Genomic DNA, 14,247 nt, shown 5'->3' on the forward strand with positions numbered 1-14,247 from the left:
GCAAGGGACCACGGGGAACCTGAGTGACGAGTACAGTGAGGTCATCGCCGGCTTCGGAGTTGATGCTGGTCTCGACTTTGCCGGCGTTGCAGCTGATCTACGACACCGCCCCGATCGGGTTGGCCTGTCTGTCGCCGGACTGCCGCTATTTGCTGATCAACCAGCGTCTGACCGAGATCTGCGGCATATCCGTCGAAGGCCATCTTGGACATACGGTCAGGGACTGCGTGCCGGCCCTGGCGGATTCCGTCGAGCAGATTGTGCGCTCGATCGTCGCGACGGGCGAGCCCGTGATCGGTATCGAGGTGGCGGGACAGCGGGCCGATCAGGTCGAGGAGCGTTCCTGGGTTACTTATTGGCACCCGCTGCGAATGCCGGATGGCGAGATTGTCGCGGTCAATGTGGCGGCGGAGGAGATCACCGAACGCAAGCGCGCCGAGCGGGAGATTCGCAGCGCCAGGGACGCCGCTGAGACCGCGCTTCGCCATCTGCGCGATATCCAGGACACCCTGATCGAGGCGGAAAAGCTGGCGGCGCTCGGGCGCATGGTTGCCGGTGTCGCGCACGAGATCAACACGCCACTCGGCAGCAGTCTGACGGTGGCATCGACGCTCCAGCGCAAGGCGGAGCAGTTCGCGGCGGAGGTCGCGCGGGGTAATCTCAAGCGCTCGACACTGACAGGGTTTCTGGGACTGGTCAGCGATGCGTCGGCGCAGCTGGTCACGAATCTCGGTCGCGCCGCCGAGCGGGTGCAATCCTTCAAGCAGGTGGCGGCTGACCAGACCGAGTCGCTTCGGCGCAGCTTCGACGCAGGCGAGCTGGCCGGCCAGGTTCTGTCGCAGTTCGAGCGGCAGTTGCGGGTGCGCGACATCGCGTTCAGCCTCCACTGCGAAACGAATCTCGCCATGGACAGCTATCCCGGGCCTTTCGGCCAAGTGCTCACCAACCTCGCAGTCAATGCGATGACGCACGCGTTCTCCGATGGTGAGACCGGGACGATCAACGTCTCGCTCCGTGCGGTCAATGATGACCACGTTGAGCTGCTGTTTGCTGATGACGGCTGCGGCATGGCTCCCGATGTGGAACGGCGGGCCTTCGACCCGTTCTTCACCACGCGCCGGCACGACGGCGCAAGCGGCCTCGGTCTGCATATCGTGCACAGCATCGTCGTCGACCGGCTGGGTGGGCAGCTCCGGCTCGAGAGCCTGCCCGGCGCGGGGACGCGGTTTCAGCTCATCCTGCCGAGAACGGCGCCCGACCGGCGATAGCTGATCGTTTCCTCATCGGTAGTGCCCGGCTACTGCGTCGTGAACAGCACCGTCGCGATCGCGACGGAGAGGCTCACCGCCGATACCGTCGCCACCGTCGACAGCACGCCCATGCGCCGGAGCGCGATGGCGAAGGCGATGATGATGGGTGTCGCGGTCATTAGCCCGATCTGTGCATCGCTCATGTCATTGCTCACCGCTCCTTGCGAACCCCGAGTCTGTTCGTACGGCGCTCCGGCGAGCGGGACGTTGCGTCGGCGCAAACATCTCCGCCGGTGGCCCCGAGTTTGTCCTGCGACAAATTCCGAACTGGACGGTTGAGCTAAGTCTGGCTTCCTGATCCGGAAAGACGATGTCTGCGGCAGATTGCGAACAACAGGGAACCGGCTGGGGAATCTTGGAAGATCTCCCCGGCGATCCCATGATCTGGGTGCTGATCTTCAGCGAGCTCGTCGCCTTCGGCCTGTTCCTCGGCGCCTTCGTCGTTGCCCGGGCGATCCATCCCGTTGTGTTCGCGGCGGGGCAGGCGGCGCTCAACGCGAATCTCGCCGGCCTCAACACAATCGTGCTGGTGACCAGCGGCTGGGCCGCGGCGAGGGCGACCAGATCTGCGCGCACCAATGAAAAGCAGGCCTCGCGCCGCTGGCTACTGATTGCCATGGCGCTCGGCGGCCTCTTCATCGCGATCAAGCTGACCGAATATGCCGAAGAGATCGGTCGCGGGATCGGCCTGGAGACCAGCCCGTTCTTCACGCTCTACTTCCTCCTGACCGGCTTCCATCTCCTGCACGTCTGCCTCGGCATCATCATCCTTGCCGTGGTCTGCCGCCGCGCCGAGATCTCGGGCGTCGAGACCGGCGCCGCCTTCTGGCACATGGTCGATCTGGTCTGGATCGTTATGTTCCCGATCCTCTATCTGGTGCGCTGATCATGCCCGGCCGTCTCGACATCACCTGGCTCGTGCTGATCGGCCTCGCGCTGGCGACGGTGCTGCTGCCACAGCTGGTGCCGAGACCGCTGCTCGGCGACGCTTTGTTGCTGACCTTCGCCGCCATCAAGGGCCGCCGCATTGCACTTGATTTTATGGATCTCCGCGCCGTGCCGGCGCTCTGGCGCGGTCTGGTTAGCGCATGGATCCTCATCGTGGTGTTGTTTGCCTGGCTCGCCTCCGCCGTCGTCGCATTGATCTGACGCCGTCAACGCAGCGCTCATTGCGCCCGGACAAAGACCCGTCGGCACTAATCGGCAAGATACAGCATCACTGCTTCCTCAAGACTGGACTCACAACGGAAAGGACTGGCAATGGCTGAACGCCTGACCAAGTCGGCGGCTCGAAACGTCTTCTACGGCGGTTCGGCCTTCTTCTTCGCCATCTTCATCGGGCTGACGGCGCACAGCCATTATTACATGGTGACGACCTCGACAGACGCGACGACGCTGACATCGTCGGTCGCGCGCGGCAAGCATGTCTGGGAGAGGAACTCCTGCATCAACTGCCACACCTTGCTGGGCGAGGGCGCCTATTTCGCCCCTGAAGTCGGCAACGTCTGGGATCGCTGGGGCGGCAATGAGGATCCGGCGGGTGCGCGCGAGACGTTGAAGGCCTGGATGCAATCGCAGCCCTCGGGCGCGGAGGGCCGGCGCCAGATGCCGCAGTTCAACCTCACCGACCAGGAGCTCAACGATCTCGCCGACTTCCTGCAATGGACCAGCAAGATCAAGCGCCAGGAGTGGCCGCCGAACAAGGCCGGCTGACGCCTTCCTCTTTCAGGGCCTTGCCTCTTTCAAGACCTTGCCTCTTTCAAGACAGAGAGAACCCGAAATGAAATATCAAACCCAGAAAGTCGCGATGCTGTATTTCTACGGCGCGCTGACCCTGTTCCTGGCGCAGGTCCTGTTCGGCCTCCTCGCCGGGACCATCTACGTTCTGCCCAACACGCTGTCGGTGCTGCTGCCGTTCAACATCGTCAGGATGATTCATACCAACGCGCTGATCGTGTGGTCGCTGATCGGCTTCATGGGCGCGACCTACTTCCTGCTGCCCGAGGAAACCGAGACCGAGCTTTACAGCCCGCTGCTCGCAAAGATCCAGTTCTGGATGTTCTTCGGCGCAGCCGGTGTGGCCGTGGTCGGCTATCTCTTCCACTACCACGAAGGCCGCGAGTTCCTCGAGCAGCCCTTCATCATCAAGGTCGGCATCGTGGTCGTCTGCCTGATGTTCCTGTTCAACGTGACGATGACGGCGCTTAGGGGACGCAAGACGACGGTCACCAACATCCTGTTGTTCGGCCTGTGGGGTGTTGCGATCTTCTTCCTGTTCGCCTTCTACAATCCGGCCAATCTCGCGGTCGACAAGATGTACTGGTGGTATGTCGTTCATCTCTGGGTCGAGGGCGTCTGGGAGCTGATCATGGCGTCCGTGCTCGCCTATCTGATGATCAAGCTCAACGGCATCGACCGCGAGGTGGTCGAGAAGTGGCTCTACGTCATCATCGGCCTTGCGCTGTTCTCGGGCATTCTCGGCACCGGCCACCATTTCTACTGGATCGGCGCGCCAGGCTACTGGCAGTGGATCGGCTCGCTGTTCTCCACGCTCGAGGTCGCGCCCTTCTTCACCATGGTGATCTTCACGGTGCAGATGACCTGGAAGGCCGGCCGCAAGCATCCGAACCGCGCCGCGCTGCTGTGGTCGGTCGGCTGCTCGGTGATGGCGTTCCTCGGCGCCGGCGTCTGGGGCTTCCTGCACACGCTGTCGTCGGTGAACTACTACACCCACGGCACGCAGGTCACCGCCGCACATGGCCATCTCGCCTTCTTCGGCGCCTATGTGATGCTGAACCTGTCGGTGATGGCTTATGCGATCCCGCAGATCAAGGGACGTGCGCCCTATAACCAGTGGCTCAGCATGACCAGCTTCTGGATCATGTGCACGGCGATGATGACCATGACTTTCGCGTTGACCTTTGCCGGCGTGATTCAGGTCCATCTCCAGCGCGTGCTTGGCCAGAGTTACATGGACGTGCAGGACCAGCTTGCCTTCTTCTACTGGGTGCGGCTCGGCTCCGGCGTGTTCGTCGCGATCTCGGCATTGATGTTCGTCTGGGCGGTGCTGGTGCCCGGCCGCGAGAAGCAGGCGACTATCCCAGGCGTGCTCCAACCGGCCGAATGAACGCGAAGGCGGCCGCGGAACGTGGCCGCCTTTCCCAGATCTTTGGAGAAAGTTTATGAAAGCAGCACTTCACACCCTGGCGCCGCCCGCGCCCGCAGCCGAGCTACCGGCCTATGCCGCAAGCGGCAACGAATGCGCGCTGTTCGAGCACGCCTGGCGGCATCAGCTCCCGGTCCTGTTGAAGGGACCGACCGGCTGCGGCAAGACGCGCTTCGTCGCTCACATGGCAGCACGGCTGGGATTGCCGCTTCACACCGTCGCCTGCCACGACGATCTCACCGCCGCCGATCTTACCGGCCGCTACCTGCTGAGGGGCGGCGACACCGTATGGACCGACGGTCCGCTGACACGGGCAGTGCGGGAAGGCGGCATCTGCTATCTCGACGAGGTCGTGGAGGCGCGCAAGGACGTCACGGTGGTGCTGCATCCGCTCACCGACGACCGCCGTATCCTGCCGCTGGAGCGGACCGGCGAGGAGCTGGTCGCGCCGAAGAGCTTCATGCTGGTGGTCTCCTACAATCCCGGTTACCAGACGCTGCTGAAGGCGTTGAAGCCGTCGACGCGTCAGCGCTTCGTTGCCATCGAGTTCGGCTTCTTAGCCCCGGAGCAGGAGATCGCGGTGGTCGCGGCCGAGAGCGGGCTTGCGCCCGACTATGTGCGGCCGCTGGTCCTGCTGGCCGGCCGGCTGCGCGCGCTGAAGGGGCACGACCTGGAGGAGGGCGTTTCGACCCGTCTCGTGGTCTATTGCGCCACCCTGATTGCGGCCGGAGCCTCAATCGCCGATGCGGTGCTGGCCGGGATGATCGAACCGCTCACCGATGACGCAGACGTCAAGGCGGCGCTGCTCGACGTCGCACGCGCCGTGATCTCCTGAGGGTGATGCGATGCTCGATTTCCTCGAGCTTGAAGAAACCGTCGGCCGCGCCTGGCATCGTCTGGTTGGCGGCACCGCGAGCTATCCGGCCCATGCCGAACACGCGGTGTCGCTCGCGGAGGTGCGCAGCCGGATCGCGATCATGTTCCGCGCGCTTGGCGGGGAGACGGGCGTGCAGATCGCGAGCGCGAGTGCCCGCCGGACTGGGCATCGGCTCGGATGGCGGCAGCGCATCGGGCTCGGCGACGAGCGGCTCGCGCAACCAGGGCGTGACGCCGCGACGATCTTCCTGCCCGACAACATCGCGATCTTCGCCGATCGCGGGCTGAATGCTGCGCTGTACCGGTGGCTGGCCGCGTGGTTTGCCTTTGCACCCGTCGAAGTGATCGCGGAGGCCGATCCGCTGCGGCGCGATCTGCTGACGCTGCGGCGGGCCAGCGAGATCGCGGTGCTTGTGCTGACGGAATGTCCCGGCCTTGCCGAGGACTACGCCCGGCTGGCCGCGGCCACGGCCATGGCGCGGCCGCACCGGCCATTGCCGCGCATCGAGCAGGACATGGAGCAGATCGTGCTTGCTCTGCTCGGCGCCGATACGCCGCCGGTGGGAAAGCTGTGGCCGGCGATGATGGGGACGGGGCCACTGCCGGACAAGGCGCCGCCGGGTTACCGTTCGATCCTGCCATGCCCGCTCTGGGGCGATTGCTGGACGCGCGAGCTGTCGCCCGCACATGCGGGCGATGACGCGTGCGTGCCGACCGCCGCGCCAGCGCCATCGGACGATCGCAAGCGTTTTGCCGTCCGTGAGCGCGAAGACGGTACCAATCGCCGCGATCCTTTCGTGCTCAATCGCTTTGAAAAGATCCTCGCGATGGCCGAGATGATCAACGTCGACCGCCCCGCAGACGACAGTGAGGACGAGGATGCGCAGAAGGCAGCCGACGACCTCGAGGAGATCACGCTCAGCCGCCGCAGCGGCAAGCCGGCGAGCCGGCTCAAATTTGATCTCGACCTGCCGCCGGAAGCCCTCGATGTATCGCGATTGAACGCGGACCTGAGCTATCCCGAATGGGATTATCGCAGCGGCTCCTATCTGCCCGATCATTGCCGCGTGCTCGCGGGTGCGGCCTCCGAGCTGGGTGAGGGCTGGACGCCTGATGACGCCATGCGCCGGCACATCCGCCAGGTGCGCCGCCGCTTCGAGGTGTTGCGGCCGCGTCATGAATTGATGCGCGCCCAGGCCGATGGGCACGACCTCGACCTCGACGCGCTCGTGCGTGCGCGGTGCGATCTCCGCGCCGGAAGTGGCGGAGGCAGTCTCGATCGGGTCCATGTGGCGATGCGATCGCGAGGGCACGATCTCGCCGTCACGCTGCTGGTGGACGTCTCGCTCTCGACGGATGCCTGGGTCGACGGTTATCGGGTGCTCGACGTCGAGAAGGAGGCGCTGCTGGTGCTTGCGCACGGCCTGTCGGCCTGCGGCGATCACCACAGTATCCTCACCTTCACCTCACGCCGGCGTTCCTGGGTGCGGCTCGAAACGGTCAAGGCCTTCGGCGAGCCGATGAGTGGCGCGATCGAGCGCCGGATCGGCGCGCTGAAGCCTGGCTATTACACACGGATCGGTGCGGCGGTACGTCACGCCTCGGCCGAGCTGGCGCGCCAGCCGCAGCGCAAGAAGCTGCTGCTCGTTCTCACCGACGGCAAGCCGAACGACGTCGATCATTACGAGGGGCGCTTTGCGGTCGAGGACACCCGCAAATCCGTGCAGGAGGCGCGGCGGCTCGGCATCGCGGTCTTCGGCGTGACGATCGATGCGACGGCGCAATCCTACGTCCCGACGCTGTTCGGCCGCAGTGGCTACGCCATCGTCGGCAATATCCGTCGATTGCCTGCGGCGCTGCCTGCGATCTATCGACAGGTCGCCCATTGACCCCGGAGAGCCCGCCATGCGCCCTCTTCGGTGAACTATTGCTCAAAGCATGGGTATATGATCGAATGGCCGGATGGACCGAAGCCGGCAAAGGCCCGATCTCGTCATCTTCGACTGCGACGGCGTGCTCGTCGACAGCGAGCTCTTGAGCTGCCAGTGCCTTGTGGACGAGCTGTCCGGATTTGGGATATCGCTGACACTCGCGCAGGCGCTCGAGCTGTTTCTCGGACGAAGCACGAGCGCGGTCACCCAGCATTATCGCGAACTCGGCCAGGCGGTGCCGGCCGATTTTCCCGTCCGGCTGAAGTCGCGCGTACTGATCGCCTTCGAGAAGGCGCTCCATCCGATTCCCGATGCCGATACCGTCCTGTCCGGACTGCGCGTGCCGAATTGCGTGGCCTCGTCGAGTGATCTCGACCGCGTCGCGCTGTCGCTGAGGGTGACCGGTCTCGCGCCCCATTTCGGCGACCGGCTCTACACGGCGCAGATGGTCACGCACGGCAAGCCCGCGCCGGATCTCTTTCTCCACGCGGCGGAGAAGATGGGCGCGCGACCTGCGCGCACGCTGGTGATCGAGGACAGCGTCAGTGGCGTGCTGGCCGCGAAGGCTGCCGGCATGACCGTCTGGGGATTTGTCGGCGGCAGCCATTATCGCGGGCGCGACGGGCAGGCTATATTGTCCGGCGCCGGGGCCGATCGGGTCTTCGCGCGCATGAGCGATTTCTGGGAGGCATAGGCCGCCATGGCCGTCGAGAACGAAAAGTCCAGACTCGACGATGCCGCGCGTGCCGGCTGGCTCTATTTCATTGCCGGTCACACCCAGGACGAGATCGCAAAGATGCTCCAGGTCTCGCGGGCCTCCGCGCAGCGGCTGGTCTCGCTGTGCCTCGCCGAGCGTCTCATCACCTTCCGTCTCGAACATCCCATCGCCGCCTGCATGGAACTGGCGGCACGCCTGAAGGCGCGCTTCGACCTCAGCCATTGCGAGGTGGTGCCGGCCGATCCTGCCGCGCCGCAGGCCACGGCGGGCATCGCCGAGCGCTGCGCCAATCTGCTGGATTCGACGTTGCGGTCGGAAACGCCCGTCATCGTCGCGCTCGGCACGGGGCGGGCGGTGCGCGCCGCGGTCGAGCGCGTGACGCCGATCGACCGGCCCAACCACCAGATCGTCTCGCTGGTCGGCAACATCTCCGCCGACGGCTCGGCGAGCTTCTACGACACCGTCGGCCGGCTCGCCGACCGCACCGGTGCGCGGCACTACCCGATGCCGCTGCCGTTCCTGATGTCGTCGGAGGACGAGCGCAACAAGATGGTGCGGATCGAGCCGATCGCAAAGGTCAAGGCGGTCGCCGCCAAGGCGGACTTGCGCCTCGTCGGCATCGGCCAGATGGACCAGAAGGCGCAAATCCACATCGACGGCTTCGTCACCCGCGACGAATTGTTCGAGATGATGCGGCAGGGGGCGATCGGCGAAATCACCGGCTGGGCCTATGATTCCAAGGGCCGCCTGCTCAAGGCCGGCACCAACAAGCGCCTCACCAGCATTCCGCCGGAGGTGCCGGCCAAGACCACCACGATCGGCGCCGCGGTCGGTGCGGCCAAGGTGCCGGCGATCGCGGCCGCGCTGAACGGGCACCTGATCAACGGCCTGATCACGGACGAGGCGACGGCAAGGGCGATTTTGGAGCGGTAGGGCGGGCGCGTTTCCAGCGTCAGCAAGGCTGACGGTCTCATCACCCCCGACACTGTCATCGTCCGCGAAGGCGGACGATCCAGTACGCCGCGGCGCCTCTTGGGGCAAACCAATAGACGACACGGAGTACTGGATGCCCCGCTTTCGCGGGGCATGACAGCTGTGGGCGAGGCAACATCTTCATCCCCTCCCGCACCGCAGCACTCATAAGTTGCGGGAACGTCCGCGCGCCTGCTTGACAAGCGCCGCACCTCGTCCGAACATACGCCCAACGCGTGGGCATATGCTCAGAAGCGCGATCCTAGGGAGGTCACCGTGAAACACGTCCTCGGCGCCGTCTGCGGCGCGTCTTGCCTGTTGCTGGCCGTCCCTGTGATGGCCGAAACGACCCTGACCATCGCCACCGTCAACAACGGCGACATGATCCGCATGCAGGGGCTGACCAGCGAATTCACCAAGAAAAATCCAGACATCACCGTCAAATGGGTGACGCTGGAGGAGAACGTGCTGCGCCAGCGCGTCACCACGGACATCGCCACCAAGGGCGGCCAGTTCGACGTCCTCACCATCGGCACTTACGAGGTGCCGATCTGGGCCAAGAAGGGCTGGCTGGTGCCGCTCGCCAATCTCGGCGCCGATTACGACATCGCCGACCTGCTGCCGAAGATCAGGGACGCGGTCTCCGTCGACGGCAAGCTCTACGCCGCGCCGTTTTATGGCGAGAGCTCGATGGTGATGTATCGCACCGACCTGTTCGAGAAGGCCGGCCTGAAGATGCCGGAAAAGCCGACCTGGGATTTCGTCATCGACGCCGCCAAGAAGCTCACTGACAAGAGCGCCGGCACCTACGGCATCTGTCTCCGCGGCAAGGCCGGGTGGGGCGAGAACATGGCGTTCCTGTCGGCCATGGCCAATTCCTACGGCGCGCGCTGGTTCGACGAGAAGTGGGAGCCGCAGTTCAACACGCCGGAATGGAAGACGACGCTCACGACCTACGTCAATCTGATGAAGGAAGCCGGCCCGCCCGGCGCGAGCTCGAACGGCTTCAACGAGAATCTGGCGCTGTTCAACGCCGGCAAGTGCGCGATGTGGATCGATGCCACGGTCGCGGCGTCCTTCGTCACCAATCCGAAGGAGTCCAAGGTCGCCGACAAGGTCGGCTTTGCGCTGGCGCCGAACACTGGGCTCGGCAAGAACGCCAACTGGCTGTGGGCCTGGAGCCTCGCGATCCCCGCCGGCTCCAAGAAGACGGAAGCCGCCGAAAAGTTCATCGCGTGGGCCACCAGCAAGGACTACACCAAGCTCGTGGCGTCGAAGGAGGGCTGGGCCAACGTGCCGCCGGGCACGCGGACCTCGCTCTACCAGAACGAGGACTATCTGAAAGTCGCTCCGTTCGCGAAGCTGACGCTGGCCTCGATCGATGCTGCCGACCCGAACAAGCCCACCGTGAAGCCGGTGCCTTACGTCGGCGTGCAATACGCGGCGATCCCCGAATTCCAGGGCATCGGCACGCAGGTGGGCCAGCAATTCTCCGCCGCGCTCGCAGGATCGATGACGGTCGATGCCGCGCTTACCGCGGCGCAGTCCGCCACCGAGCGCGAGATGAAGCGCGCCGGCTACATCAAGTGAACCCGAGCTCTCCCTCCTGAGCTCAAACTGGCGGCCATCCACCAGCCAGCCCCGAATGGATGGCCGCCTTCTTCCTCCCAGCGGAGACGCCAAGGATGGCAACCCGGCAGACGCAGTTTCTTGCGCGCTCGCTCCTGACGCCTGCGGTCGGGCTGCTCTTCATCTGGATGATCGTTCCGCTGGCGCTGACGATCTATTTCTCGACCCTGCATTACAGTCTGCTCGATCCCGGCTCCGAGGCGTTCGTCGGCCTGGAGAATTTCCGCTACTTCCTCACCGATCCCGCCTTCCTCGCCTCGCTCCAGAACACGCTGGTGCTGGTCGGCTCGGTGCTGGCGCTGACGATCCTGCTCGGCATCCCTCTGGCGCTGCTGATGGATCAGCCCGTGATTGGCCGCAACATCGTGCGGCTGATGGTGATCGCGCCGTTCTTCGTGATGCCGACGGTGAGCGCGCTCGTCTGGAAGAACCTGTTGATGCACCCGGTCTCCGGCCTATTCGCCTGGCTCGCCAAACTGGTCGGATTGACACCGATCGACTGGTTCACCGACGCGCCGCTGTTCGCGGTGATCCTGATCGTCGCCTGGCAATGGCTACCCTTCGCGACGCTCATTTTGCTGACCGCGCTGCAATCGCTCGACGAGGAGCAGAAGGAGGCCGCCGAGATGGACGGCGCCAGCGCGCTCTCGGCCTTCATCTACATCACGCTGCCGCATCTGGCGCGTCCCATCACAGTGGTGATCTTGATCGAGACCATCTTCCTGCTCACGGTGTTCGCCGAGATCTACGTCACCACCGGCGGTGGTCCCGGACTGTCGACCACCAACATCGCCTTCCTGATCTATTCGCAGGCGCTGATCCAGTTCGATGTCGGCAGTGCCTCCGCCGGCGGCCTCGTTGCTGTTGTGATCGCCAACATCGTCGCCTTCTTCCTCGTCCGCATCGTCGGCCGCAACCTGGAGGCATGAGAGCATGGCGCGGATGGCGACGACGCAGCGGGTGGTGGTATCGACGATCGGGGCGTGGTTCTTCGGCTTCCTGATCTTCTTCCCGATCCTCTGGATGGTGCTGGCGAGCTTCAAGACTGAGCTCGAGGCTTTCGCGATTCCGCCGTCCTTCCTGTTCTTCCACTGGACCACGGAAAACTACGCCACCGTACAGGAGCGCAGCGACTATCTGCATCACGCGATGAACTCGATCATCATCGCCGGCGGCTCGACCTTGATCGCGCTGCTGATCGCAATCCCCGCGGCCTGGTCGATGGCGTTCGCGCCGACCAAGCGCACCAAGGACATCCTGCTCTGGATGCTCTCGACCAAGATGATGCCGCCGGTCGGCGTGCTGGTGCCGATCTATCTCATCTTCAAGACCTTCGGCCTGCTCGATTCCCGCATCGGCCTCGTCTTCATCCTGTGCCTCGGAAATTTGCCGATCGTGATCTGGATGCTCTTCACCTATTTCAAGGAGATCCCGCGCGACATCCTCGAAGCCGCGCGCATGGACGGCGCCACCATCGGCCGCGAGCTCATCTACGTCTTGACGCCAATGGCGATCCCGGGGCTGGCGTCGACCATGCTGCTCAATCTGATCCTGGCCTGGAACGAGGCGTTCTGGACGCTCAACCTGACGACCTCGAACGCCGCGCCGCTCACCACGTTCATCGCCTCCTATTCGAGCCCGGAAGGGCTGTTCTGGGCAAAGCTGTCGGCGGCCTCGACGCTGGCGATCGCGCCCATTCTCGTCCTCGGTTGGTTCAGCCAGAAGCAGCTCGTGCGCGGGCTCACCTTCGGCGCGGTGAAGTAAAGGGGCGGGCGGATCATGGGTCAGATCACACTTCAGGACGTACAGAAATCCTTCGGGCCCGTGCACATCATCAAGGGCGCCGATCTCGAGATCGCGGACGGCTCCTTCGTGGTGTTCGTCGGCCCGTCCGGTTGCGGCAAGACCACGCTGCTGCGGCTGATCGCCGGGCTCGAAGACGTCTCAGGCGGCAAGATCCTGATCGACGGCAAGAACGTGGTCGACACGCCGCCGGCCAAGCGCGGGCTGTCGATGGTGTTTCAATCTTATGCGCTCTATCCGCATATGAGCGTGCGCGGCAATATCGGTTTCGGCCTGAAGATGGCAGGCCTTTCCAAAGATGAAACCAACCGCAAGGTCGAGGCCGCGGCCGCGACGCTGAACCTCACGCCCTATCTCGACCGCAAGCCGCGCGAGCTCTCTGGCGGCCAGCGCCAGCGCGTCGCGATCGGCCGTGCCATCGTCCGCGAGCCCAAGGCGTTCCTGTTCGACGAGCCGCTGTCCAACCTGGACGCGGCCTTGCGCGTGCAGATGCGGATAGAAGTCACGCGGCTCCAGAAGCAGCTCGGCACCACCGCGATCTACGTCACGCACGATCAGGTCGAGGCCATGACCATGGCAGACAAGATCGTCGTGCTCAACGGCGGCAAGATCGAGCAATATGGCTCGCCGCTGGAGCTCTATGAGCGGCCCGCCAATCTCTTCGTCGCCGGCTTCATCGGCTCGCCGAAGATGAACTTTGTCACTGGAGAGCACGCCTTGCAGAAGGGGGCGGCGACGATCGGCGTGCGGCCGGAGCATCTCAAGATCGAGCGCGACGGCGCCGGCGGCTGGCAGGGAACGATCGCGGTCGCCGAGCATCTGGGCAGCGACACCTTCCTTTATGTCGATGCCGGACCGCTCGGCATGCTGACGGCGCGCTACATCGGCGAATTGAGCCTGCATGCCGGCGACCACGTGTCGCTGGTGCCGGATCCCGCGCGCATCCATCGCTTCGACGAGAGCGGCAACGCGCTTCGGGGCTGACAAGAAACGGCAAGAGACGGCAAGAGACGGCAAGAGACGGCAAGAAACGGAAAGACCACCATGTATCTCGAAAAATTCAAGCTGAGCGGCAAGACCGCGTTCATCACCGGCGGCGGGCAAGGCATTGGCCTCGCCTGCGCGGAAGCGCTGGCCGAAGCCGGCGCGAAGGTCATCATCGGCGATCGCGACAGCAAGGTTGCCGACAGCGCGAAGGCCAGCCTGAAGGCGAAGGGTTTTGACATCGAGACGGCGATCATGGATGTCACCGACACGAAGCGTGTGGCGGAGGTCGCGGCCGACCTCGTCGCCCGCCACGGCAAGGTCGACATCCTCGTCAACAATGCCGGCATCGCCCGCAGCGAGACGCCGGCCGAGACCGTCACCGACGAGCACTGGCTCAACGTCATCGACGTCAATCTCAACGGCACCTTCTGGTGCTGCCGCGAATTCGGCAAGCACATGCTGAAGGCCAAGAGCGGCGCCATCGTCAATGTCGGCTCGATGTCGGGCTTCATCGTCAACAAGCCGCAGGAGCAGTGCTTCTACAACGCCTCCAAGGCCGGCGTGCACCATTTGACCAAGTCGCTGGCCGCCGAATGGGGCGCGCGCGGCATCCGCGTCAACGCGGTGGCGCCGACCTATATCGACACGCCGCTCAATGCTTTCGTGAAAAGCACCCCGAAAATGTATGACGCCTGGATCGGCGGAACCCCGATGGCGCGGATGGGGCAGGTCGAGGAGATCGCCTCCGTCGTGCTGTTCCTGGCCTCGGAGGCCGCGAGCCTGATGACCGGCAGCATCGTGCTGGTGGATGGCGGCTACACTTGCTGGTAGGCTTGCGTCAAAACTGACGAGAGC

15 protein-coding genes are annotated in these 14,247 nt (G+C 64.5%); 14 read left to right on the plus strand and 1 reads right to left on the minus strand.

What is annotated here, in order from left to right:
* The first annotated feature begins 62 nt into the window (after positions 1–62).
* On the plus strand, positions 63–1,268 hold the full coding sequence (locus tag ABIB99_RS03500) for a sensor histidine kinase (protein ID WP_081369307.1): 1,206 nt from the start codon (positions 63–65) through the stop codon (positions 1,266–1,268).
* 29 nt (positions 1,269–1,297) lie between these two features.
* Here ABIB99_RS03500 and ABIB99_RS03505 read toward each other — a convergent pair whose 3' ends face one another.
* A complete protein-coding gene (locus ABIB99_RS03505) occupies positions 1,298–1,453 on the minus strand; it encodes a hypothetical protein (RefSeq protein WP_085965373.1) in 156 nt (51 codons plus the stop codon).
* A gap of 167 nt (positions 1,454–1,620) precedes the next feature.
* Between ABIB99_RS03505 and ABIB99_RS03510 the strand changes: the two genes are divergently transcribed.
* The 13 genes from ABIB99_RS03510 to ABIB99_RS03570 all read left to right on the plus strand — a co-directional run bounded on the left by ABIB99_RS03510 (position 1,621) and on the right by ABIB99_RS03570 (position 14,223).
* Positions 1,621–2,196: a cytochrome c oxidase subunit 3 family protein gene (locus ABIB99_RS03510; RefSeq protein ID WP_354174881.1), complete on the plus strand. Its 576-nt coding sequence runs from the start codon at positions 1,621–1,623 to the stop codon at positions 2,194–2,196.
* Between the two features lie 2 nt (positions 2,197–2,198).
* Positions 2,199–2,459 carry a cytochrome C oxidase subunit IV family protein gene (locus ABIB99_RS03515; RefSeq protein ID WP_354174882.1) on the plus strand — a complete coding sequence of 87 codons (261 nt, stop codon included), beginning with the start codon at positions 2,199–2,201 and terminating at the stop codon, positions 2,457–2,459.
* 111 nt (positions 2,460–2,570) lie between these two features.
* Positions 2,571–3,023, plus strand: a complete 453-nt coding sequence (locus tag ABIB99_RS03520) for a c-type cytochrome (protein ID WP_354174883.1) — start codon at positions 2,571–2,573, stop codon at positions 3,021–3,023.
* A 67-nt stretch (positions 3,024–3,090) separates the two neighbouring features.
* Positions 3,091–4,437, plus strand: a complete 1,347-nt coding sequence (locus tag ABIB99_RS03525; protein ID WP_208085860.1) for a cbb3-type cytochrome c oxidase subunit I — start codon at positions 3,091–3,093, stop codon at positions 4,435–4,437.
* Positions 4,438–4,492: 55 nt separating this feature from the next.
* Positions 4,493–5,311, plus strand: a complete 819-nt coding sequence (locus ABIB99_RS03530) for a CbbQ/NirQ/NorQ/GpvN family protein (protein WP_354174884.1) — start codon at positions 4,493–4,495, stop codon at positions 5,309–5,311.
* A gap of 10 nt (positions 5,312–5,321) precedes the next feature.
* On the plus strand, positions 5,322–7,241 hold the full coding sequence (locus ABIB99_RS03535; RefSeq protein WP_354174885.1) for a nitric oxide reductase activation protein NorD: 1,920 nt from the start codon (positions 5,322–5,324) through the stop codon (positions 7,239–7,241).
* Positions 7,242–7,314: 73 nt separating this feature from the next.
* On the plus strand, positions 7,315–7,977 hold the full coding sequence (locus ABIB99_RS03540; RefSeq protein WP_354174886.1) for an HAD family hydrolase: 663 nt from the start codon (positions 7,315–7,317) through the stop codon (positions 7,975–7,977).
* 6 nt (positions 7,978–7,983) lie between these two features.
* Positions 7,984–8,934, plus strand: coding sequence for a sugar-binding transcriptional regulator (locus ABIB99_RS03545; protein WP_014496591.1), 951 nt, complete (start codon positions 7,984–7,986; stop codon positions 8,932–8,934).
* A gap of 375 nt (positions 8,935–9,309) precedes the next feature.
* Positions 9,310–10,563, plus strand: coding sequence for an ABC transporter substrate-binding protein (locus ABIB99_RS03550; protein ID WP_207795007.1), 1,254 nt, complete (start codon positions 9,310–9,312; stop codon positions 10,561–10,563).
* A gap of 95 nt (positions 10,564–10,658) precedes the next feature.
* On the plus strand, positions 10,659–11,531 hold the full coding sequence (locus tag ABIB99_RS03555; RefSeq protein ID WP_354174887.1) for a carbohydrate ABC transporter permease: 873 nt from the start codon (positions 10,659–10,661) through the stop codon (positions 11,529–11,531).
* A 4-nt stretch (positions 11,532–11,535) separates the two neighbouring features.
* Positions 11,536–12,366: a carbohydrate ABC transporter permease gene (locus ABIB99_RS03560; protein ID WP_354174888.1), complete on the plus strand. Its 831-nt coding sequence runs from the start codon at positions 11,536–11,538 to the stop codon at positions 12,364–12,366.
* A 15-nt stretch (positions 12,367–12,381) separates the two neighbouring features.
* On the plus strand, positions 12,382–13,389 hold the full coding sequence (locus ABIB99_RS03565; RefSeq protein ID WP_085399426.1) for an ABC transporter ATP-binding protein: 1,008 nt from the start codon (positions 12,382–12,384) through the stop codon (positions 13,387–13,389).
* A 60-nt stretch (positions 13,390–13,449) separates the two neighbouring features.
* On the plus strand, positions 13,450–14,223 hold the full coding sequence (locus ABIB99_RS03570) for an SDR family NAD(P)-dependent oxidoreductase (protein ID WP_038931710.1): 774 nt from the start codon (positions 13,450–13,452) through the stop codon (positions 14,221–14,223).
* Positions 14,224–14,247: the final 24 nt, after the last annotated feature.

Source organism: Bradyrhizobium sp. LA6.1, assembly GCF_040547805.1.
Lineage (GTDB): Bacteria > Pseudomonadota > Alphaproteobacteria > Rhizobiales > Xanthobacteraceae > Bradyrhizobium > Bradyrhizobium barranii.